The 22,272-nt window shown below is 42.2% G+C and carries 16 protein-coding genes; 9 read left to right on the top strand and 7 right to left on the bottom strand.

What is annotated here, in order from left to right:
• Positions 1-8 precede the first annotated feature (8 nt).
• Positions 9-1,982 (top strand): KUP/HAK/KT family potassium transporter, encoded by a 1,974-nt coding sequence (locus AC1W6K_RS06945; protein WP_481946924.1) that lies wholly within the window; start codon positions 9-11, stop codon positions 1,980-1,982.
• Positions 1,982-2,377: an HIT family protein gene (locus AC1W6K_RS06940; protein WP_481720063.1), complete on the top strand. Its 396-nt coding sequence runs from the start codon at positions 1,982-1,984 to the stop codon at positions 2,375-2,377. Before AC1W6K_RS06945 ends, AC1W6K_RS06940 begins: the two co-directional genes overlap by 1 nt.
• Here AC1W6K_RS06940 and AC1W6K_RS06935 read toward each other — a convergent pair.
• Positions 2,369-3,394, bottom strand: a complete 1,026-nt coding sequence (locus tag AC1W6K_RS06935) for an NAD(P)H-dependent glycerol-3-phosphate dehydrogenase (RefSeq protein ID WP_481946923.1) — start codon at positions 3,392-3,394, stop codon at positions 2,369-2,371. The genes AC1W6K_RS06940 and AC1W6K_RS06935 overlap by 9 nt on opposite strands.
• 101 nt (positions 3,395-3,495) lie before the next feature.
• Between AC1W6K_RS06935 and AC1W6K_RS06930 the strand changes: the two genes are divergently transcribed.
• Positions 3,496-6,189 carry a glycoside hydrolase family 2 protein gene (locus AC1W6K_RS06930; RefSeq protein WP_481946922.1) on the top strand — a complete coding sequence of 898 codons (2,694 nt, stop codon included), beginning with the start codon at positions 3,496-3,498 and terminating at the stop codon, positions 6,187-6,189.
• A 74-nt stretch (positions 6,190-6,263) separates the two neighbouring features.
• Here the strand turns inward: AC1W6K_RS06930 and AC1W6K_RS06925 are convergent, their stop codons facing one another.
• Genes AC1W6K_RS06925 through ettA form a run of 3 tightly spaced genes read right to left on the bottom strand, consistent with a single transcriptional unit; the run spans position 6,264 to position 11,181 of the window.
• Positions 6,264-8,450 (bottom strand): glycosyl hydrolase family 28 protein, encoded by a 2,187-nt coding sequence (locus AC1W6K_RS06925; RefSeq protein ID WP_481946921.1) that lies wholly within the window; start codon positions 8,448-8,450, stop codon positions 6,264-6,266.
• Positions 8,451-8,502: 52 nt separating this feature from the next.
• Complete coding sequence (locus tag AC1W6K_RS06920; protein WP_481946920.1) at positions 8,503-9,462, bottom strand: AAA family ATPase; 960 nt, start codon at positions 9,460-9,462, stop codon at positions 8,503-8,505.
• A gap of 54 nt (positions 9,463-9,516) precedes the next feature.
• The gene (ettA, locus tag AC1W6K_RS06915; RefSeq protein WP_481720053.1) at positions 9,517-11,181 is read right to left on the bottom strand and encodes an energy-dependent translational throttle protein EttA; all 1,665 of its coding nucleotides are present in this window, start codon (positions 11,179-11,181) and stop codon (positions 9,517-9,519) included.
• A 168-nt stretch (positions 11,182-11,349) separates the two neighbouring features.
• Here ettA and AC1W6K_RS06910 point away from each other — a divergent pair, with 168 nt between their 5' ends.
• Positions 11,350-12,624, top strand: a complete 1,275-nt coding sequence (locus tag AC1W6K_RS06910) for a DUF349 domain-containing protein (RefSeq protein WP_481946919.1) — start codon at positions 11,350-11,352, stop codon at positions 12,622-12,624.
• Here AC1W6K_RS06910 and AC1W6K_RS06905 read toward each other — a convergent pair.
• The gene (locus tag AC1W6K_RS06905) at positions 12,613-13,983 is read right to left on the bottom strand and encodes a UDP-N-acetylmuramate--L-alanine ligase (RefSeq protein WP_481946918.1); all 1,371 of its coding nucleotides are present in this window, start codon (positions 13,981-13,983) and stop codon (positions 12,613-12,615) included. The two genes, AC1W6K_RS06910 and AC1W6K_RS06905, sit on opposite strands and share 12 nt — an antisense overlap.
• A gap of 103 nt (positions 13,984-14,086) precedes the next feature.
• Here AC1W6K_RS06905 and AC1W6K_RS06900 point away from each other — a divergent pair, with 103 nt between their 5' ends.
• Together AC1W6K_RS06900 and AC1W6K_RS06895 are read left to right on the top strand one after the other, a co-directional pair.
• Positions 14,087-15,544, top strand: coding sequence for a type III PLP-dependent enzyme domain-containing protein (locus AC1W6K_RS06900; RefSeq protein WP_481720046.1), 1,458 nt, complete (start codon positions 14,087-14,089; stop codon positions 15,542-15,544).
• Positions 15,545-15,554: 10 nt separating this feature from the next.
• Positions 15,555-15,677: a hypothetical protein gene (locus AC1W6K_RS06895; protein WP_395785523.1), complete on the top strand. Its 123-nt coding sequence runs from the start codon at positions 15,555-15,557 to the stop codon at positions 15,675-15,677.
• On the opposite strand, the gene glpK is transcribed toward AC1W6K_RS06895, so the two are convergent.
• Together glpK and AC1W6K_RS06885 are read right to left on the bottom strand one after the other, a co-directional pair.
• On the bottom strand, positions 15,674-17,155 hold the full coding sequence (gene glpK, locus AC1W6K_RS06890) for a glycerol kinase GlpK (RefSeq protein ID WP_481720044.1): 1,482 nt from the start codon (positions 17,153-17,155) through the stop codon (positions 15,674-15,676). The two genes, AC1W6K_RS06895 and glpK, sit on opposite strands and share 4 nt — an antisense overlap.
• Positions 17,156-17,162: 7 nt before the next feature.
• The gene (locus tag AC1W6K_RS06885; protein ID WP_481720042.1) at positions 17,163-17,864 is read right to left on the bottom strand and encodes an MIP/aquaporin family protein; all 702 of its coding nucleotides are present in this window, start codon (positions 17,862-17,864) and stop codon (positions 17,163-17,165) included.
• 92 nt (positions 17,865-17,956) lie between these two features.
• On the opposite strand from AC1W6K_RS06885, the gene ruvB reads away from it, so the two are divergent.
• Genes ruvB through AC1W6K_RS06870 form a run of 3 tightly spaced genes read left to right on the top strand, consistent with a single transcriptional unit; the run spans position 17,957 to position 22,247 of the window.
• On the top strand, positions 17,957-18,982 hold the full coding sequence (ruvB, locus tag AC1W6K_RS06880; RefSeq protein ID WP_395785520.1) for a Holliday junction branch migration DNA helicase RuvB: 1,026 nt from the start codon (positions 17,957-17,959) through the stop codon (positions 18,980-18,982).
• A 4-nt stretch (positions 18,983-18,986) separates the two neighbouring features.
• Positions 18,987-20,141, top strand: coding sequence for a golvesin C-terminal-like domain-containing protein (locus tag AC1W6K_RS06875; protein WP_481946917.1), 1,155 nt, complete (start codon positions 18,987-18,989; stop codon positions 20,139-20,141).
• A gap of 6 nt (positions 20,142-20,147) precedes the next feature.
• Positions 20,148-22,247 carry a prolyl oligopeptidase family serine peptidase gene (locus AC1W6K_RS06870; RefSeq protein ID WP_481946916.1) on the top strand — a complete coding sequence of 700 codons (2,100 nt, stop codon included), beginning with the start codon at positions 20,148-20,150 and terminating at the stop codon, positions 22,245-22,247.
• Positions 22,248-22,272 lie beyond the last annotated feature (25 nt).

Below are 22,272 nucleotides of genomic sequence, written 5' to 3'. Positions count from 1 at the left end.
TTAGTTAAATGGAACACAAACACAAGAATAAAATGACGGCTGCCGGCCTTTTGGTAGCTATGGGTATCATTTATGGGGATATCGGAACTTCTCCGCTCTACGTAATGCAAGCCATCATCGGCGACAATCCAATTAATGAATTAACAGTCTTAGGTGGTTTATCATGTATTTTCTGGACCTTGACTTTACAGACAACATTGAAGTATGTTATTCTGATCTTGCGTGCCGACAATAAGGGTGAAGGTGGAATTTTTGCGTTGTTTGCTTTAGTTCGGAGGCATGCCAAATGGCTAACACTTCCGGCAATTATCGGAGGAGCCACGCTTTTGGCCGATGGAATAATTACACCCCCAATTTCGGTTTCTTCAGCTGTAGAAGGCTTGCGGATGTTGCATCATGCAGATGGAACCCCTTTTGTAACGGATACTATTCCTTTGGTTATCGTAATTTTAACGGGTCTATTCCTTTTCCAAATCTTAGGAACGAAGGTTGTAGGTAAGTTTTTTGGTCCTATCATGTTGGCTTGGTTTGGGATGTTAGCCTTCACTGGTATACTAGGTATCGAGAATGATTGGTCCATCTTGCGCGCGATTAATCCTCAATTTGCTTATGATTTATTAACTACACATCAGTCGGGAACGGCGGGGTTTTGGACGTTAGGTGCGGTATTTTTGTGTACCACAGGAGCGGAAGCGCTCTATTCAGATTTAGGCCACTGTGGCCGTGACAACATCCGAATTTCTTGGATGTTCGTTAAAGTTGCTTTGTTGCTTCAATACTTCGGCCAAGGGGCTTGGTTATTGTCTCATACTGGAGAGTTATTAGGTGCTAAAAAGCCCATTTTTGAATTACTTAGATCTGAGCTGGGGGTACAGTTTTTGTTCTCTGGAATTTTGCTAGCGACTGCAGCGGCGGTAATCGCCTCTCAAGCCTTAATATCGGGTTCATTTACATTGATTTCAGAAGCGATTCGCTTAAACTTTTGGCCGCGTGTACGCTTGATTTATCCATCAGATCAAAAAGGCCAACTCTACGTGCCGTCTATTAATTTATTGCTTTGGATGGGGTGTATTGGCGTTGTGTTATGGTTTCGTGAATCTGCCAATATGGAAGCGGCTTATGGATTAGCTATCACGATGACGATGTTAATGACGACTTCATTAATGGCCTATTATCTGCACATTAAGAAGGTTGACATGTGGTGGATTCTATTATTTTTAGTTGTTTACGTTTCCCTAGAGGGTGCATTTTTGGTCGCAAACTTGCAGAAATTCTGGCATGGTGGTTACGTTTCTTTATTTATAGCTGGAGTTATTATTTTATTAATGTGGGTGTGGTTGCGTGCAACACGCATTAAAAAACAATTAACCGAGTATGAGAAGTTGGCCGACTACATTGAACCTCTAAAGGAATTGAGCAACGATGAAACGATTCCCAAATATGCCACACATTTGGTATTTATGTCTAACGCTGCGCGTGTGACGGATATTGAATCGAAGATTATTTACTCTATTTTTCAACGCCGACCAAAGAAAGCCGATATCTATTGGTTTGTGCACGTGGATACCACGGATGATCCGTATACAATGGATTATAAGGTTACTGTGATTGAGCGGGATGATATTATTAAGGTGAATTTCAAATTAGGTTTCCGCGTCGAGCAACGTATTAATTTATACTTCCGTAAGGTTGTAGAAGAGATGGTTGCCCGCGGTGAGGTGGATATTACCTCTCGATATAAATCTTTAAATGAGCAAAATGTTATTGGTGATTTCCGTTTTGTTGTCCTAGAGAAATTCTTATCCTATGACAATGAGATGCCAATCATGGATCGTTTGGTGATGAAGGCTCACTTCTTTGTGAAGCAGTTTACGCATTCGGAGGACAAGTATTTTGGCTTGGATAGTGATGCGGTGAAATTGGAAAAAGTACCTTTGATTATTAAGCCGATTACGAAGTGTAATCTAAAACGCATCGATTAATGGCTACGATATTTACCAAAATTGTTAATCGAGAAATCCCATGTCATTTGATTGCGGAGGATGATCGTTTTATGGCATTTCTAGATGTAATGCCTTTAGTAGAGGGTCATGTGTTGGTTATTCCCAAACAAGAGGTTGATTATATCTTTGATTTAGATCCAGAATTACTTGGCGACTTGATGAAATTTGCGCAAAAAATTGCTCCGGCTATTAAGAAAGCCATTCCATGTAAGCGTATTGGTGTGGCTGTCATTGGATTGGAAGTGCCACACGCGCATGTACATTTGGTACCTATGAATCGGATGTTGGACATTAATTTTTCGCAAGAAAAGTTGAAACCTTCGCAAGAATCTTTGGCATCAACAGCGACATTAATTAAGTCCTTCTTACTTTAAGTATCCTTTTAGTTTGTTCATTTCCGCTTGTGGATTCGCCTTCTCATATACGATGTTGTAGACAGCTTCGATAATCGGAAGATGAAGATTGTGCTGACGCGTAATCGCGTGAATACTCCGTACGGCGTAGTACCCTTCTGCGATCATGTTCATTTCAATCTGCGCTGATTTAACGGAGTATCCTTTGCCAATCATGTTTCCAAACGTACGGTTGCGCGAAAATTGCGAATACGCAGTTACTAATAAATCACCCAGATATCCTGAGCTGTTTAAGTCGCGTTTAGCTTCCGGGTAAACGGCATCTAAGAAAATCTTAATTTCCTGCATCGCGTTACTCACCAAAACGGCTTGAAAGTTGTCGCCAAATCCTAAACCTCGTGTAATTCCGCAAGCAATGGCAATGATGTTTTTGATAACCGCACAATATTCCACGCCATAGAGATCTTCGATGGCGTGTGCTTGAAGAAATCGACTGTTCAGTAAATTTGAAAATGATTGGGCAACTGCCAAAGAGGGTGATGCAATAGTCAAATAGGACTGTTTTTCGAGTGCGACCTCCTCGGCGTGACATGGGCCAGCAATAACACAGGTTTGGCTGATAGGCACATTGAATGCTTTTTCCATCCAGTCGGTGACCAATAAATTTTCTTCTGGAATCATGCCCTTAATCGCTGACACAATTTTTTTTCCTTCGAAGTGTTTTTGGTTTAAATCTTTTAATGTGGCTGGAATAAATGCAGCGGGTACTGCTAAAATGATATATTCAACACCTGCTAAGGCGTCTGACATTTTACTATATGTTTTTACTTTCCGGGGGTTGATGGCTACATCTGTAAGGTAGCTTGGGTTGTGGTTGTATTTTCGGATAAAGTCAACATCTGATTTCCGACGGATCCACCATTTAATTTTGACCTGGTTTTCAGATAAAATTTTAACAAGTGCTGTTGCCCAACTACCTCCTCCGATTACGGCTATTTGCGTAGGAATTTTCTTTTTTAATTCTTCTAATTGACTCATGGCCGTAAAATTACCTTTTAAATTAAAAATTAGCTGAAACAATCAGAAAATTTGCCAAATTTGTTTTTAGCATTGGAATGCCCTTGCGTAAATCTAAACCTATGAAAAAACTATTGATACTCCTATTCTTGGGAGCTAACTCGTTTGCTTTTGCACAAAAAACTGCTCAACCCCTTCCGGAACATCCGAGGCCTGATTTAATGCGGTCACAGTGGTTGAATCTAAATGGCTCATGGGATTTCACCTTTGATTCTACTCTCGTTATTCCATCCAAATTTGTTCATAAAATTCAGGTTCCTTTTCCTTGGGGATCGAAGCTTTCTGGCGTGAAGGACGAAGCGGATGTGGCGTGGTATCACCGGACTTTTCAGGTACCTGCCGTGTGGGGTTCTAAGCGCGTGTTTTTGAATATTGGTGCTTCCGATTGGCATACGTCTGTGTATGTAAATGGCAAATTTGCTGGCGAGCATAAAGGGGGATATACTCCGTTTGATTTTGACGTCACTTCATTTTTGAAAGCAGGGATTCAATCGGTTGACATCCGTGTAGATGACAAACGCCGCATGTTTACGTTGTATGGGAAACAGGGGTATGGGAATGCGCGGGGCCTTTGGCAGACGGTTTATTTGGATGCGCGGGGTTCGGATTACATTGATCATTATGCGGTTTATCCAGATATTGACAAGGGCACTGTTCGGGTCAAAACCTACTTAGGTACTGCTGCTTCAAAAGATGCCGTTTTAGCGTTGAGGCTGGCCAATGGGCAGTCGGCAAGTGTATCGGTTAAAAAAGGTGATGCTTCAGCGGATCTTACGTTGAAATTGGTCAAGCCACGATTGTGGTCGTTGGAGGATCCCTATTTATATGATTTGTCGCTGAGTTTAGGGGATGATCAGGTTAAGGGATATTTCGGATTTCGGAAGATTTCAGTGACGCCATTACCGGGGTCCAAGATTCCTTACATTGCGTTAAACAATAAACCGGTGTATTTGCAGCTGGCACTTGATCAAAGTTACCATGCGGATGGATTTTATACGTTTCCTTCGGATGCATTTATGAAGGATGAAATCATTCGCAGTAAGCGAATCGGGTTAAATGGGATTCGAACACACATCAAAGTGGATATTCCACGCAAATTATATTGGGCAGACAAATTGGGTTTATTGGTGATGTCGGACGTTCCTAATTCTTGGGGTGAGCCGGATGCCGATATGCGTCGGGAGACGGAATACACCTTGCATGAGATGTTGAAGCGCGACTTTAATCATCCGTCGATTTTTTCTTGGATAACTTTCAATGAAACGTGGGGTTTGGTTACACGGATTGATAAAAAGTCGACCTATACGCTTGAGACGCAAAAATGGGTGGCTTCGGTATATCGTTTGGCAAAATCTTTAGACCCAACACGCCTAGTGGAAGACAATTCGATTTGTTGTGGTCGGGGGCATACGGAGACGGATATTCATTCATGGCATGCCTATCAAGCGGGATATGAATGGGATAAAGTGATGGATGATCAATCGAAAAATGTGTTTCCGGGTAGTCAGTGGAATTTTGAAAAGGGTTATGTGCAAGGGGCGCAGCCTATGATTAATTCGGAGTTTGGGAATGTGTGGGGGTATCAAGGAAGTACGGGTGATGTTGATTATACGTTTGATTATCATAAGGCGATGAATTCGTTTCGGAATCATCCGAAGATGGCTGGTTGGTTGTACACCGAACATCACGATGTGATTAATGAGTGGAATGGCTATTATAAATTTGATCGGACGGAGAAGGAAACGGGGTTAGGTGCGATTGTTCCAGGCATGACATTGAAGGATTTGCATGGACCATTTTATGTTTCCACGGGTCAAGAAATAACTTGGGCTGGAAAGGCTGGTCAAACCATTAAGATTCCGCTTCATCTGTCATCCATGACGGATTTGTCAGGTGGGCTGCGTTTGAAAATTTCGTTTGCTGGTGTGACGGCGTGGGGAGAAAAGCAAGCACATTGGACGAAGGAATTGCCTTTGAAATTTGCTCCTTGGGATGTTCGGGCGTTGGATTCTTTGTCTGTGGTTTTACCAAAAGATAAATCAGTCAATACGCTCAGCTTCATTTTGATGGATGTTTCGGGAAAAGTGTTACATCGGAATTTTGGGCATATTATCGTTGAGGAAGGAAATTTAAAGCCGTCGAATCCAAAAATGGAATTAGTTTCCATTCCCGTGGAGCGTTATAGTGCTTCGCAATGGCCGGAAAAGCAATGGACAGGAGTTTTAGGCCAAAAGGTTAACGGGGCCGGGGTTGGTTATTTTGAATATGAATTCCCGATTACTGGTTCCGATATTGCTGAGGTGCGATTTATGGCGGAGGCTTCCTCTAAGCCTGTTTTGGGCAAGGATCGTCCAGGTGGTGGAAAAATGGATGGAGATTATATGTTGGGCAAAGGCACCTTTGATCCCAGTGTTAATCCCAATGCCTATCCACAAACGGATGTGTATCCATCTTCTTCCTCGATGCGTGTTTCGGCTAATGGAATTATGGCGTTAGAGACGGTTTTAGCGGATGATCCCGCGGATCACCAGGGAGTGCTTTCGTGGCATTATCAGGCGCGGAATAAAAAATTAGATGAGGCGGGAACCTATGGGTATTTCGTTCAGGGTGTGATTCCTCCAGTTGCTTGGCAAGTCGCTTTGAAAACGGGGAAATTAGTGCTTCGATTCGAGTCGACGCGTGGAGGTTTGGCGCTGTATGGCGATCAGTCTGGGCGTTATGTGACGGATCCGAGTATTTTGATTTTACACAAGTAATTATATCAGTTACTTGAAGTTTTTCCCCCTTACCTTTGCCAAACCTTGGAGGATTGGCAAAGGTAGGAGATGGGTTAATTATTTTTCCAGTTTTTCACATGAAATAACTCCGATTTTTTCGCCCCAGTCTCCGTGAATTTTGCTTGCTTCAAGACAATATCCCGCGCCTCAATTACCCGATACCCTTGGATACTTTCAATATCTAAATTGCTAAGTTGAATGTGGTGAATCGGCATTTCGGGTAAGCCGCGAATCAACAATCCAGTTTCGGCTCCTTTGGCAACTACATTTTCAACGAAAATATGTCTAAACTGTGGCGTTCCTTCATTGACAGGTAACAATTCAATTTTAGGAGTCTCACCTCCATCGCCAAAAGTAGCCACTGGATCTTTCCCCTGATAATACATGTCAAATAGAATCGCCTCGCCAGCAATATTTTTCATTGAAATGTCGCGAATAAACACGTTTTCTACGACACCGCCCCGTCCCCGCGCTGTCTTAAATCGTAATCCTACATCCGTTCCTAAAAACTGACAATTCCTTACATACAAGTCATGCACACCCCCCGACATCTCACTTCCGACCACCACTCCACCATGACCATGGAAAACAACACAATTCTCAATCATGATATGCGCACTTGGCCGACCGCGTTTACGGCCTTCCGCATCCTTGCCAGATTTCAGACAAATTCCATCATCACCCACATCGAAACGCGAATTACGCACCGTCACATACTCGCAAGATTCAATATCAATTCCATCACCATTCTGCGCATACCAGGGATTTTTTACGGAGATATTTTCAACGATTACATGCTTACAAAGCAGTGGGTGAATATTCCAAGCCGGTGAATTTTGAAACGTAACACCTTCCAATAACACTTGCTCACATTCCCGTAAACTAATCATGTTTGGCCGGACAAATTCTTTAATTTCCTCTGTATTTGCCTCCGTAAACCCTGCCGCCACGACACCCGGGCGATCCATCGTAGACGCTTTTAGCGCCCCAGCCGTTGGGTACCAGGTTTCTTTTTTGGGATCCAATACTCCGCCCGAACGAACCAATTTATCCCATTCTCCTGCTGTCATTTTCCCTTTCTTGACCGGTCTCCACGCTTCCCCCGAACCATCAATAATTCCCTGACCCGTTATGGCAATATTCCGAGCACCCAAAGCTGAAATAGGAGATTGAGCCCTGATTGCATCTACACCCTCCCAATTTGTGCGAACTAGAGGGTAATCTTTTGGATTATCACTAAACTGCAAAACAGCACCTTGCGCCAAATGCAAATTCACATTCGATAAGATTGTTATCGGCCCACTAATCCAGAATCCGGAAGGAATTAAGACAACCCCACCGCCTTGTTGGTTTGCAACTTGTATCGCTTGTTGGATCGCACCCGTATTCAACACCCTTACTGCGCGCTTAGCTCCATATTGCACGATATTAAATGTATCTTTTTTAAATGCTGTCGTTGCCACGGCAGGTAATTCGAATTCATATTTTTCGCTGAAAGCTGATTTACGTAAGAAGCTTTTCAAATGCTCTGTGGAATTAGCTAAAGCTTCTGCCACCAGATTTGCCATGCGCATCGCACCATAGGGCGAGAAGTGCGTGTCATCTGCCACTCCTTTCATGAATTTCTTAAATATGCCTACCGGATAATGCAAGAATATTTTTTTCGCGCCTTCGGGCCCTTCTTGCTGGATAATCGATTTACTTGCCTTTTCTACATCAATCAACATCACTTTTTCCTGCGCCGCTACTTCGCGCACTACTGCCGGATAATCTGCATGTTGATCGACAAAAACACCTGTAGAATCAAACTTACGCCGTTGAGTCGGCGTTAATAAAATTGGGGTAGCACCTGATGCTCGTGTCTCCATCACATAGCGAATGAGATTGGCACGAAAATCTGTTTGAGCCGAAGCATACCGAGTTGTATCACTTACTTTGGCATCATTATGGCCAAACTGAATAAACACATAATCCCCTTTTTTTAATTGGGTTTGTACTTTTGCCCAGCGACCTTCGCGGCGGAAGCTTTTGGTGCTCCGGCCATTAAACGCATGATTTTGCACCTCAACTGCCTCATTAAATAATTTTGCAAAGGGCATCCCCCAGCCAGTCTCTGGAAAGTCCGCAGGAATCTTGTCGGCCATCGTGGAATCGCCAATCAAAAATACGCGCAAAGGCTCAGATGCATTGAAACTAAAAAGTAAACAGGTGCTGATGATCAGCGCGAAACGAAATCTCATAAGGTCTTAATTTGACCTTTAAAGCAATTCAAATCGCTTATTTACTGATGATTTAGCGATTAATTGCCACCGAACTCAAGATCGTTTGAATGATTTGCAAGCTCGTAATGTTATCCGCCTCTGCCTCGTAAGTCAAAATAATCCGGTGATTTAACACATCCGGCGTCATTTCTTTTATGTCTTCTGGTAACACATAATCACGACCTGCCAGGTAGGCCATCACCTTGGCAGCTAAGTTTAAATGAATACTCGCACGCGGAGATGCGCCAAATTGAATGTAATCCGCCTCTTTAGTCAGACCATAATCCACCGGATTTCGCGTCGCAAAAATTAATTCAATAATGTATTTTTCCAGCGTCTCCGAAATGGTAATTTGATTTATTTCCTTACGTATAGCTTGTATATCCTGTAGGCCCAAAATTGATTTGGGTTCATACTGAAAATCCATATTAGACATCTTGCGCATCACCTCGAGCTCCTGTTCCTTATCCAAATAATTCAAGAAAACCTTCATCATAAAGCGGTCTACCTGCGCTTCCGGTAAAGGAAAAGTTCCTTCTTGTTCCACCGGATTTTGGGTCGCTAGCACTAGAAATGGCTTGTCCAATAAATAGGTAGTTTCGCCTATTGTTACCTGCTTTTCGGCCATAGCCTCCAATAAGGCCGATTGTACTTTTGCTGGAGCCCGATTAATTTCATCAGCTAATATAATCTGAGCAAAAATTGGACCTTTCTTGACTTCAAATTCATTCTTTAGCGGATTGTAAATCATCGTACCCACTAAATCCGAAGGAAGTAAATCTGGCGTGAATTGGATTCGCTGAAAATGCAAATCCAAAATTTTCGCTAATGTGTTGATTGTTAATGTTTTAGCTAGTCCTGGGACGCCTTCGAGAAGCACGTGTCCGCCAGTAAAAAGGCCCACAAGCAAACGGTTGATGAGGCGTTCCTGCCCAACAACCACTTTCCCCATTTCGTCAATTACCGCTTGAATTTTTTCTCTTGGAGTCATCGTTCTGTATTTTCAGATTAGCTACAAAATTAGGTAAATATTATACTTTTAACGCTATTGCAGTTTCTTGTATCGAATTCGTTTCGGAGCCGCGTCACCTAAGCGTTTCTTACGCGCCTCATCATATTCTGAATAATTACCTTCAAAATAAGTCACTTGGGAATCCCCCTCAAATGCTAAAATATGCGTTGCAATACGATCCAAGAACCACCTATCATGGGAGATAACCACCGCACAACCCGCAAAATTCTCTAAACCTTCTTCCAGAGCTCGTAGCGTATTTACATCCAAGTCGTTCGTCGGCTCATCTAGCAATAACACATTCGCGCCTTCCTTCAACATCATCGCTAAATGTACCCGGTTGCGTTCGCCACCAGATAAATTGCCAATTTTCTTTTCTTGATCCGCCCCATTAAAATTAAATTTGCTCACATACGCACGGGCATTCGCTTGCTTGCCGCCAAGCATGATCCAATCATTTCCATCGGCAATGGTTTCATATACTGATTTCTCAGCAATCAGTTGATTGTGCTCCTGATCTACATAAGCTAATTTCACTGTTTCACCCACCTCAAAACTACCCGAATCCGGTTCTAATTGTCCTGTAATTAACTTGAACATCGTTGTTTTACCCGCGCCATTAGGCCCAATAATCCCAACAATTCCTGCTGGAGGAAGTGAAAAACTTACATTTTCATAGAGTAATTTATCGCCAAAGGACTTGGAAACGCCCTGTACCTCAATGACCTTATTCCCTAAACGCGGGCCCGCTGGAATGAATAATTCCAATTTGTCTTCTTTCTGACGGTTCTCTTCAGATAATAATTTCTCATAGGAACCAATACGCGCTTTTGATTTCGCTTGACGGGCTTTTGGTGCCATACGAACCCACTCCAACTCCCGCTGCAAGGTTTTTTGTCGGCGCGACTCTGTCTTCTCTTCTTGTGCCAAACGGTTTTGTTTTTGCTCCAACCACGAAGAATAATTTCCTTTCCATGGAATCCCTTCACCACGATCTAACTCCAAAATCCAGCCTGCTACATTATCTAAGAAGTATCTATCGTGAGTTACGGCAATAACGGTTCCTTTGTATTGACGTAAATGTTGCTCCAACCAGTCTACCGATTCTGCATCCAAGTGGTTGGTAGGCTCATCCAATAACAAGACATCAGGCTCTTGAAGTAGTAATCTGCAAAGTGCCACACGGCGTTTTTCTCCACCAGAAAGTGTGCTGACTAACGCATCTGGATCCGGACAACGCAAGGCATCCATCGCTTTTTCCAAACGCGTATCTAATTCCCATGCATTGAAATGGTCTAATTTTTCTTGTACCTCTCCTTGACGCGTAAGCAATTTATCAAAGTCAGCATCTGGATCTCCAAAGGCCTCATTGATTTCGTCAAACTCTTTCAACAAGTTTTTGATTTCAACAACGGCTTCTTCAACGACCTCAAGAACGGTCTTAGTTGGGTCTAATTGTGGTTCCTGTTCAAGTAAACCTACGGTGTATCCGGGCGACCAAACAACGTCTCCCGTAAATGATTTATCTATTCCGGCGATGATACGCAAAAGGGTGGATTTACCTGAACCGTTGAGTCCAAGAACACCAATTTTAGCCCCATAAAAAAAGGATAAATATATATTTTTAATGATCGTTTTCTGGGGGGGTATCACTTTGGATACACGCTCCATTGAAAAGATAATAGTTTCGTTACTCATAGGGTCAATCGTGTTTGGTTTAATATGAACCTGCAAAGAATGTTATTTTTATGTAATTTTTTGAATTTCTCTTACGGATTTCTTTACTTCTTTATAATTTTTTAGATAAATTGACGTCGGATTTAATGAGCCAAAGCGTTTGCTTGAAGCTCTTTTATAAGAATTAATATGAGCCACACCGCTAAAAATGAGTTTGGGTTTTGCCAGGACGGCAAAGTTTTCCTAAACGCCTACCTAGATTTTCCATCGCGGGAAATCGGATTTGTTCGTGAAACTGAACAAGAAGCTGTAAATTATTTCGCCCGACGATTCGAATTAGCCAATTCCAAGGTAAATCAATTAGTACAGGAACTTGAAGAAGTGCAGAATAAGGGCTCCTACCTGACAAAGGTTGTTCAAATGAAAGCGTATCTAATTACGTTTGATGGACTAGGCGATTTTATCCCTTTATTAGCTAAGTTGGATGAATTAGAAATCTTCTTACGTGGTCTAATCCAAAACAATCAAATCAAGAATCTGGAGATTAAGCGCGCACTCATTGAGGATGCGCAGGTGATTGCCAACCAAGAGGATGTGATTGCCGCGACCGATGAGCTAATGGATTTGAAGGCAAAATGGGTGAAAACCGGGCCAGTCGATAAGCAATTTCAAGACTCCTTATCAGATTCATTTCAAGAAATTATGGATCAGTTCTTCTTACGTAGAAGAGCATTTTTTGAAGATAAAAACCGACAAATTGACGAGAAAATCCTCACATTACAAGGATACATCGATGCCGTGCATCAATACCGCAAGTCGGACGACCTAGACGCAGCCATCATTAAAGTCAAAGAATTACAAAAAGAGTGGAAGTTAGTCATTGGCCTTCCTCCCAAAAAACAATCTATGCTTTGGAAGAATTTTAAGAAAGCCAATGACATGTTTTTTGAAAAATATAATCGCATTAATGGCATTGAATATAAGCCTCGGATAGATCCACGTGTGCAAGAACTTGTTGCCATGACAGGGGAGCTGGAATTGAAGTTGGGTGATCAGTTGAATATGCCGGCCACTGCCGACTTAGCCAAGGCCTACCTCATTAAATGGAAAGAGGTTACCGCACAAGTGAAAACAGTCGATCGTAGTATGGCTGAACGTTTCCGAAATGCGTGTGATAAGATTTTTGAGATGAACTATTTATTACGCGTGATTTCATATCGCCATCCAGCCTTAAATGACAAGCCACGGATTGAGCAATTGAAAATCATGATTAATCAAATGGACTACATGACGAAAAAGGAACGTGGTGAACTGGATGATTTTATTGCGCAAGCAGAACAGGATCGACTTATGGATGATAAGCCAACTCAAAGCAAAATCAATACGCAAAAACGTAAGATTAGCATGAAAGAGCTTTTGTTAACTGGTTTTAAAGCCGAATTAGATCAATTACTAAGCGCGTAACATACCTATTTCTTGGCCCAATTTTGGCATAACCAATCCATCAAATGTCCCTGAAGACATCATAAGCAAGTTGGTGTCCCCCCAAGTTTCCTGTAACAAGGAATCACGCAATGTTTCCGCATTGCGGATAACGCGCAGGCGAGGATGCTTGAAATACGTTTGAAGGACTTGTTCCTCGATGCGATCCATACGTTTAATCTCACGCGCATGTTCACTTAAATAGATGATTGCCTCATCTGCTAAATCCAATGTTCCCGCATAGTGAGGTAAAAATGCAGGATTTAAACTACTGAATGTGTGTAATTCCAAACAAGCAACAAGTTTTCGGGAGGGGAATTGATTTTTCAATGCATCTGTGGTTGCTTTTACTTTCGATGGAGCATGTGCAAAATCTTTATAAAACAATCCATTTTCTGAGGATGCAACCAATTCCAATCGTTTTGCTGCCCCTTTAAAGTTTTGAATGGCCTCATAAAAAGCAGTAGTCGAAATGCCAATTTGCTCGCAAATTAAGCGAGCACCCTGCAAATTTTTCAAGGTATGCTCACCAAAAACCTGAATCGGATACTCTTTGCCATCTTCGCCCAATAAAATAGTTTGGCCATTTTTGACAACTGAAGGATGGGCCTTATATCCTTGCTTGTCGGCATGCTCCGGACAATTTTCCGTTAGGTTCATCAGCACGTCATCTGTTTCATCAAAAAACAAACAGCCTGCTTTTGGTAATTCTTGAATTAATTTTTTGAATGAATCGGTGTACGATTCAAATGTAGGATACACATTAATGTGGTCCCAGGCAATCCCTGAGATTAAACAAATATGTGGTTTATAGACCAAAAATTTGGCTTGTCGGTCGATCGGTGAAGCGAGGTATTCATCTCCCTCGATAACAATTATCGGAGCTTCTGAAAGCGAGGCCATCAGGTCGAATCCCTCAATCCGCGCGCCCACTAAATAGTCAAATGGTTTATTAAGCGTTTTTAAAACATGTAAAATCATGGAGGTGATACTAGTTTTTCCATGACTTCCTGCAATGACGATACGCTGCTTGTTTTTACTTTGCTCGTATAAAAATGAAGGATAGGACTCAATCTGAATGCCTAATTCTTGTGCTCGTACCAGTTCAGGGTTGTCGGCACGCGCATGCATCCCCACAATGACGGCATCTAAATCCGATGTTATTTTATCTGGAAACCAGCCAAATGCATCAGGAAGGATGCCATTTGCGTCTAAGAGACTCTTGGAAGGTTCATAAATTTCATCATCGGAGCCGGTAATTTCAAATCCTTTGGCTTTTAAGGCAAGTGCTAAATTGTGCATGGCAGCGCCGCCGATTGCGATAAAATGTATTTTGGGCATAATAACTTAATCAGTAATTTGTTTGCAAAGTACATACTTTTATTGCAGTTTTGCACGTTTTTCCACAAACTCAAGTTCGCTTGAGTACAATTCATCTGACTGAATGAAAAATTACGTCGATCTAATTGATCAAACCATTGAGTTCCCTACACGCGAATTCAATATCAATGAGAATAATGAGTTGTTATTTAACAACGTGCCCATGATGGAAATCATCAAACAATATGGCACGCCGTTAAAGGTTTCTTATTTGCCCAAAATCTCGGAGCATATTGAAAATGCCAAATTGCTTTTTCGTAATGCCATCAAGAAATACAATTACAAAGGAAATTACACCTACTGTTACTGTACGAAGTCATCCCATTTCTCTTTCATTTTAGAGGAAGTTTTGAAGCAACATGTGCATTTAGAGACCTCAAGTGCATTTGATATTCCGATTATTCGGGATATGTACAATCAAGGAAAAGTGACAAAGTCGACCTATATTTTGTGTAACGGCTACAAGCAACCTTTGTATACGCAATATATTTCAGAGTTAATCAATGATGGATTTAATTGCATTCCAATCCTTGATAATTTAAAGGAAATTGATTTCTATGAGAAGTCGGTGACTGCCGAAAAGGCCAATCTAGCGATTCGCATTGCCACGGATGAGGAGCCTGATTTTGCTTTTTACACGTCTCGTTTGGGTGTTCGTTACTCGGATGTGATTCCTCTGTATGAGGAGAAAATCAAACCAAATCCGAAGTTTAATTTAAAGATGCTTCATTTCTTTATTAATACGGGTATCCAAGATTCGGCGTATTATTGGTCTGAATTGAGCCGCTTTATTTACAAATATTGCGAATTGAAAAAAGTTTGTCCTGAATTAGATTCGATTGATTTGGGTGGTGGTTTGCCGATTCAAACTTCGCTTCAATTTAACTACGATTACCAGTCGATGGTCGACGAAATCGTTGAATCAATTTCGTGGATTTGCAATAAAAACAATGTACCGGTTCCTAATATTTTCACTGAGTTTGGTTCGTATACGGTAGGTGAAAGTGGAGCCGTTTTGTATGAGATTATCGATCAGAAGTTGCAGAATGATAAGGAGTTGTGGTATATGATCGACGGATCTTTTATTACGCAATTGCCAGATTCGTGGGGCATGAATCAAAAATACATTATGCTTCCGGTGAATAACTGGAGTTCCCCATATCAGAAAGTTAACTTAGGTGGCTTAACTTGTGATTCGATGGATTTTTACAATACGGAGGCGCACAGTTCTGACTTATATTTGCCTATATTTGAAGAGGATCAGGAACGCCAGTATGTTGGCTTTTTTCACACCGGCGCCTACCAAGAGTCCTTAGGTGGGTATGGGGGAATCCAACATTGTTTAATTCCTGCTCCTAAACATGTGATTGTTGACCGCCTTGATGATGGAACAATTACCACACGCTTATTCCAAGAGGAGCAGTCAAGTGGTACGATGCTTCAGATTTTGGGCTATAATGAGCCAAAAGTTCCGGTGATAGAAAAGAAGCCGGTGGCCGTAAATATACCTGTTACAGTTTAATCAAAACGATATGAAAAAGCTTATTGCATTAAGTGTGTTGGCCGGATTAATCTTTAGTTCCTGTGCACAACCTGCGTATTGTCCTGCTTATGGGACAACAAAAGTAGAGGCGGTGAAGATTAAGCGTGTTTAATCTTCTGCCCAGTCGAAACTTTTCGTGACGGCCTTTTTCCATTGACCTTGCAGATGCTGGCGTTTTTCCGTCGGCATTTGTTTTTTCCACGTATGTGCAATACCCCAGTTTTTCCGCAGGTCATCTAGATTTTCCCAATATCCTACGGCCAGCCCAGCGGCATAGGCTGCACCCAAAGCAGTGGTTTCTATAATTTTTGGGCAAATTACTTCTGCTCCCAGTATATCTGCTTGAAATTGCATCAATAATTGATTGACGACCATGCCGCCGTCCACGCGTAGTGACGTAATTGGAATGCCAGCATCTTTTTCCATGGCTTCAAGCACCTCCCATGTTTGAAATGCAGTTGCTTCCAAAGCAGCCCGAGCGATATGTGATTTATTCACATAGCGGGTAAGACCTACGATAACACCACGTGCATCCGATTTCCAATAGGGGGCATATAATCCAGAGAATGCAGGAACAAAATAGCAACCGCCATTGTCATCCACTTCTTTCGCTAATTTTTCAATGTCTGGGCTGTTTTTAATGATCCCTAAGTTGTCACGAAGCCATTGAACCAATGCGCCGGTTATGGCAACAGAGCCTTCCAAAGCATAATGCACGGGTTCATTTCCTAACTGATATGCCACGGTTGTTAGTAAGCCATGTTGGGAGGGAACAGGTTTTTCCCCGGTATTCATGAGTAAAAAGCAACCGGTTCCGTAGGTATTTTTTCCTTGGCCCGGGTTGAAGCAGGTTTGGCCAACTAACGCAGCTTGTTGGTCCCCTAAAATCCCAGCTAATGGTACACCGCCTAAAACGCCCTTTGCAAGTCCGTACACGGCGGAGCTAGGTTTAATCTCGGGTAACATGATTTTTGGGATGTTAAATATGCCCAAAATTTCATCGTCCCATTGGCATGTCGCCAAATCCATGAGTTGGGTCCTACTCGCATTTGTCACATCCGTGATGTGTAACCCACCTGTTAAATGCCAGGCAATAAACGTATCCATGTTTCCGAAAATCGCATCGCCTTTTTCAGCATCGGAACGAAGTCCTTCGATGTTATTGAGTAGCCAACGTAATTTTAATCCACTAAAATAGGCTGCTAGTGGCAATCCCGTTTTGGCACGAAAACGATCCATGCCCCCGTCTTTAGCAAGTTCAGCTAATTCAGATCCGACGCGTGTATCTTGCCAAACGATGGCATTATAATAGGGTTTCCCCGTATGTTTATTCCAAACGACCGTGGTTTCTCGTTGGTTCGTAATCCCAACCGCCGCAATATCTTTCGCTGATAAGTTCGCTTTTCCTAAAGCTAGGCCAATAACTTCCTGCGTATTTTTCCAGATTTCATCCGGGTTATGCTCTACCCAGCCAGCTTGTGGATAAATCTGCTGATGTTCTTTTTGGCCAACGGAAATAATTTCTCCTGCCTTGTTAAATATGATAAACCGAGAACTTGTTGTTCCCTGGTCGATTGATCCAATATACATAGCTGGTCTAGTTTAAGGTCAAAATATAGGCACCCAATAAAGCTCCCGCTGCAGGTCCTAAAACAGGAATCCATGCATAGCCCCAATCGGAATTTCCTTTATGTCGAATAGGTAAAATTGCATGCATAATACGTGGTCCTAAATCACGGGCAGGATTTATGGCATAACCAGTTGTTCCCCCCAAGCCCAGGCCAACTGCCCAGACTAATATACCTACCATAAATGGCCCTAATCCTGTTTCGATGGAGCTAAACGTACCCAAGGCAACGACAGCGATAGCAGAAGCAAATGCTTCTGAAATAAAATTGAATGGGGTATTTTTGATTGCAGGATCCGTGCAAAATGAGCCTTTTATTGCCCTCGGATCTTCTGTAATGTCATAATGTGGTTTGTAATGTATCCAAACTAATAACTGACCTAACATCGCCCCCAACAATTGTGCCCCAGTGAAAGTTGGGAACATGGACCAATCACCCGATTTAGCGCAATCTGCGATGGTTACAATTGGATTTAAATGCGCTGCAGAACTGCCAAAATAAGTGGAAACATAGATGGCGATTGTGACGGCAAAAGCCCAAGCTGCCGCGATGGCAAGTAATCCCGTACCATTTCCTTTCGTATCTTTTAAGAGAACATTGGCGACAACGCCATTTCCGATATATAATAGAGTAGCTGTTCCGGCGAGTTCGCCGATAAAGATGGAGGTCATAGGTTTAGAAAATCAATAAGGTTTTCCAAAACTATAAAATCTTCGCAATAAAAAAATTATCTTTGAATTCAATTTTTGATTCAAAACGCCTTATGCGGGAAGATTATTTAACAGGTGATGCGGAAGCATTGAATCCACAAGAAAAAGAGTACGACAAAGCCCTCCGGCCTTTGAGCTTTTTTGACTTTTCGGGTCAAGGCAAAATCGTCGAGAACCTGAAGGTATTCGTGGGAGCTGCCAAAGCGCGCGAAGAAGCCTTGGATCACGTCCTGCTTCATGGTCCTCCAGGACTTGGAAAGACGACTTTATCGCATATTATTGCCAATGAATTAGGGTCTACCTTGAGGATTTCTTCAGGCCCCGTGTTAGATAAACCCTCTGATTTAGCAGGTTTATTGACGAATTTGCAACCATTTGATGTGCTATTTATTGATGAAATTCATCGATTAAATCCAATTGTGGAAGAATATCTGTATTCAGCCATGGAGGATTATAAAATTGACATCATGCTGGACTCGGGTCCAAACGCCCGCAGCATCCAAATTAGTTTGAATCCATTTACGTTGATTGGTGCTACGACGCGTGCGGGATTGTTAACATCCCCATTACGGGCACGTTTCGGAATCAATGCTCGTTTGGAATATTACGATGCCAAATTACTTACTACCATTGTGAAGCGTTCCGCACAAATTCTTAAAATGCCGATAGAGGAGTCTGGGGCTTATGAAATTGCCCGTCGGAGCCGTGGAACACCGCGTATTGCTAATAACTTACTCCGTAGAACACGTGACTTCGCCCAAGTAAAAGGCAATGGGGAAATTGATGTGCGCATCGCCCAGATTGCTTTAGACGCCTTAGATGTGGATCAAAATGGCTTGGATGAAATGGATAATCGCATTTTAATGACTATTATCGAAAAATTCAAGGGCGGTCCCGTAGGCCTAACGACCATTGCCACGGCATGTGGAGAAGAGGCAGAAACCATTGAAGAAGTATATGAACCTTTTTTAATTCAAGAGGGATTTTTGAAACGTACGTCTCGTGGTCGGGAAGCTACCGAAAAGGCATATCTTCATGTAGGTATCGCTCCAAAGGCACAAACGGGGACGTTATTTTAAGGGCATGCGTTTAATTTTTATCCTTTTACTGACTGTACATTATTGCTTTGGTCAAAAAGCACAGCAGGTGGATGTGGTCATTTATGGGGCAAATGTAGGCGCTCAACTAGCTGCACATGCCGCCAAAATAGCAGGTAAAAAAACACTGCTGATCGTACCCCAATCCGCTGATGAACTCCCTATTTCAAAACAATTAGTTAGACATGAAGTCAAGGGATTAGCTTGGGATTTTTATCGAAAGCTTGGTCAAAAGACAGGTCAGTTTGATGTGTTTGAGGCAGCAGCCGGAGTTAAAAAACAAGTCATTGAAGCCTATCAAAAGCAATCAGAATTCCTAGTGTGGGAAGGAATGCAATTACAAGAGGTCCAGCAAAATGAGTCGCAGCTACTGCAAGTGAGTGTTTCTGATGGAAAAGGAATTCGAATAGTTAAAGCGAAACAGTTCATTGATTGTAGTGTACATGCCGACTTGCTTACGAAGGCGGGCTATCAGATGACTTCCCTGGTAGAAGATGATGGTATGGGTGGCTCAACCAAACACCTACAAAAGCCCGCCATTAAATGGACTAACACGCAAGCACCTATTTTTATGCTAAGTCAAGTGTTCGAGTCAGATGCTATTTTAGCTAGCCAAACGGCTGTTATTCGCTCGCTCGACGCGATGCAAAAAGGAATATCAGTTGCCAATGTAAAAGAGGATGATATTCAACGCTATTATAGTTTTAACCCGTTGATGGATGGATCTCGTCCGGATTTATTGATTGACGATTCCAATAAATCGATGGTCGAGGTTATTGGTCCCTGGAAGAAAGTTGCCGATAAGGTCAATGGATATGGAGAAGGATATTTGTCTACATTTTCGAATGACGATTTGGGCGCGCGGGTTAGGTTTAATCCACGAACACCTTTGAAAGGTGTTTATCAAGCGTATTATTTTTTGCCAACTTCCATGGGAAATACCACGGTACAGTTGGAAGTTTATGTAGGTAGAACTAAATTTCCAGTCGCCTTAAAGCTAACTCAGGAAATGAAAACAGGCTGGTTGCCACTCGGGACCTATACTTTTTCAGACCCTGTTACAGCAGACGTACTTGTCTATACGAAAAATGCCAAAGGACTAATCGTTGCAGATGCAGTGCTTTGGGTTCATCAAAAATAAATGATTATGAAGACACGAATTTTTTCACTCCTTTTAGTTGGCGCAAGCCTTCATGCCATGGCTCAATTGTCCTATCCGAAAACACGTAAAGTAGATCAAATTGATCAATATCACGGGGTTTCCGTGGCAGACCCCTACCGGTGGCTTGAAGATGACAATAGTGCAGATACCAAGGCTTGGGTCAAAGCTCAGAATGAAGTAAGTTTTGGCTATTTGGAAAAATTGCCAATGCGTGAAACCTTTAAAAAACGTATTGAGGTATTGAGCAATTACGAAAAGCTCTCAGCACCTACGCGTCGCGGTGAATGGTTCTATTTTTATAAAAATTCAGGCCTACAAAATCAGTCGGTACTCTACCGTCAAAAAGGCCTAAATGGCACTCCTGAGGAGGTTTTAGATCCCAATAAATTGTCGTCGGATGCAACTACGCGACTAACTGTGTTTAATTTAAATAAAGACGGACGGTATGCTTGTATCGGTTTAAGTAAAGGCGGTAGTGACTGGCAGACGTACACCGTGCGCGATATGGAAACGGGCAAAGATTTAGCGGATGAGATTCAATGGGTTAAAGTAAGTGGTGTTGCTTGGAAGGGGAATGGCTTTTATTATTCACGCTATCCTGCACCAGATTCAGGTAAGGAATTAAGTACGAAAAATGAGAATCATCAAGTTTGGTTTCATACGGTGGGAACACCACAAAGTCAAGACCAATTAGTTTATGATGACAAGAAGAATTTGCAGCGTTTTCATACAATTTCAACGTCAGAAGATGAGACGCTAGCCTATTTAACGATTAGTGATCGGGGGAAAGGTTTGGAAGGAAATTCGCTTTGGTATATTCATACCGATGTTGTAGGTGATGTATTTAGACCAATTGTTAGAAAAATTGGTTCTTACAGTTATTCAGTTGTTGACAATATAGGGGATCGTATTATTTTGGAAACAAATGATACCGCTCCCAACGGAAAGCTAGTAGAAGTGAACTTAACTAAGCCAGATAAGAAATATTGGAAATCGATAGTTCCAGAACGTGCTGAGCCATTACAAGCAGTCTCAAGTGTAGGTAATCGCTTGTATTTGACTTATTTAAAGGATGTGACATCACGGGTGTTAATTTATACTAATAAAGGGGTTGCCATTGGTTCGGTAAAATTGCCGGGCCTTGGAAATGTAAGTGGTTTTCAAGGAAAGAAGGAAGACACATTTGTTTTCTTTACCTATTCATCCTTTAACTTTCCTCCCACAATTTATAAATACGAGATCGCTCAAAATACCAGTAAGGTATTCCAAAAGCCAAAATTGGCCTTTAAGCCTGAGGACTTTCAAGTCCTTCAGAAGTTCTATACAAGTAAAGACGGTACGCGTGTTCCTATGTTTATTGTGAGTAAAAAAGGGATGGTGCTTAATGGCAAAAATCCAACCATCCTACACGGATATGGTGGGTTTAATATCAGCTCTACACCTAGTTTTACGGCTAGCCTAATGGCTTGGTTGGAAAAAGGCGGCGTATACGTGTTGGCCAATTTACGTGGCGGCAGCGAATACGGCGAAAAATGGCATGAGGCGGGTATGAAGCTTAACAAGCAAAATGTATTTGATGATTTCATTTATGCAGCCAAGTATTTAATTCGTCAGAAATATACTTCTGCATCATATTTAGCCGCTTCTGGCCGGTCAAACGGTGGATTATTGGTGGGTGCAGCTATTAATCAGCATCCTGAATTATTCGGGGTGGCTTTACCCGGCGTAGGTGTTATGGACATGTTGCGTTTTCAGAAATTCACGATTGGCTGGAACTGGATAGCTGATTATGGTTCTAGTGATAATGCCGAGGAATTTAAGGTATTACGTAGTTATTCACCTTTGCACAATATCGAGGCGAAGGCATATCCGGCGACCTTGATTACTACCGCAGATCATGATGATCGCGTGGTGCCTGCGCACTCATTTAAATATGCAGCGACCTTACAAGAGAAAAACAAAGGGAAAAAACCTGCCATTATTCGGATTGATACAAACAGTGGTCATGGTTCCAGCAATACCGCGAAGCTGATCGAATTGACCGCCGATATGTATGCGTTTGCTTGGGCAAATATGGGTAAATAATAAACCCCGAACTTTCGTTCAGGGT

Source organism: Aquirufa sp., assembly GCF_964796385.1.
This window is presented reverse-complemented; position numbering and strand designations above follow the sequence as displayed.

Excerpts from the sequence above, each read along its gene's own strand:
- AC1W6K_RS06945 (WP_481946924.1), top strand. The coding sequence starts at position 9 with ATGGAACACAAACACAAGAATAAAATGACGGCTGCCGGCCTTTTGGTA.
- AC1W6K_RS06940 (WP_481720063.1), top strand. The coding sequence starts at position 1,982 with ATGGCTACGATATTTACCAAAATTGTTAATCGAGAAATCCCATGTCAT.
- AC1W6K_RS06935 (WP_481946923.1), bottom strand. The coding sequence starts at position 3,394 with ATGAGTCAATTAGAAGAATTAAAAAAGAAAATTCCTACGCAAATAGCC.
- AC1W6K_RS06930 (WP_481946922.1), top strand. The coding sequence starts at position 3,496 with ATGAAAAAACTATTGATACTCCTATTCTTGGGAGCTAACTCGTTTGCT.
- AC1W6K_RS06925 (WP_481946921.1), bottom strand. The coding sequence starts at position 8,450 with ATGAGATTTCGTTTCGCGCTGATCATCAGCACCTGTTTACTTTTTAGT.
- AC1W6K_RS06920 (WP_481946920.1), bottom strand. The coding sequence starts at position 9,462 with ATGACTCCAAGAGAAAAAATTCAAGCGGTAATTGACGAAATGGGGAAA.
- ettA (WP_481720053.1), bottom strand. The coding sequence starts at position 11,181 with ATGAGTAACGAAACTATTATCTTTTCAATGGAGCGTGTATCCAAAGTG.
- AC1W6K_RS06910 (WP_481946919.1), top strand. The coding sequence starts at position 11,350 with ATGAGCCACACCGCTAAAAATGAGTTTGGGTTTTGCCAGGACGGCAAA.
- AC1W6K_RS06905 (WP_481946918.1), bottom strand. The coding sequence starts at position 13,983 with ATGCCCAAAATACATTTTATCGCAATCGGCGGCGCTGCCATGCACAAT.
- AC1W6K_RS06900 (WP_481720046.1), top strand. The coding sequence starts at position 14,087 with ATGAAAAATTACGTCGATCTAATTGATCAAACCATTGAGTTCCCTACA.
- AC1W6K_RS06895 (WP_395785523.1), top strand. The coding sequence starts at position 15,555 with ATGAAAAAGCTTATTGCATTAAGTGTGTTGGCCGGATTAATCTTTAGT.
- glpK (WP_481720044.1), bottom strand. The coding sequence starts at position 17,155 with ATGTATATTGGATCAATCGACCAGGGAACAACAAGTTCTCGGTTTATC.
- AC1W6K_RS06885 (WP_481720042.1), bottom strand. The coding sequence starts at position 17,864 with ATGACCTCCATCTTTATCGGCGAACTCGCCGGAACAGCTACTCTATTA.
- ruvB (WP_395785520.1), top strand. The coding sequence starts at position 17,957 with ATGCGGGAAGATTATTTAACAGGTGATGCGGAAGCATTGAATCCACAA.
- AC1W6K_RS06875 (WP_481946917.1), top strand. The coding sequence starts at position 18,987 with ATGCGTTTAATTTTTATCCTTTTACTGACTGTACATTATTGCTTTGGT.
- AC1W6K_RS06870 (WP_481946916.1), top strand. The coding sequence starts at position 20,148 with ATGAAGACACGAATTTTTTCACTCCTTTTAGTTGGCGCAAGCCTTCAT.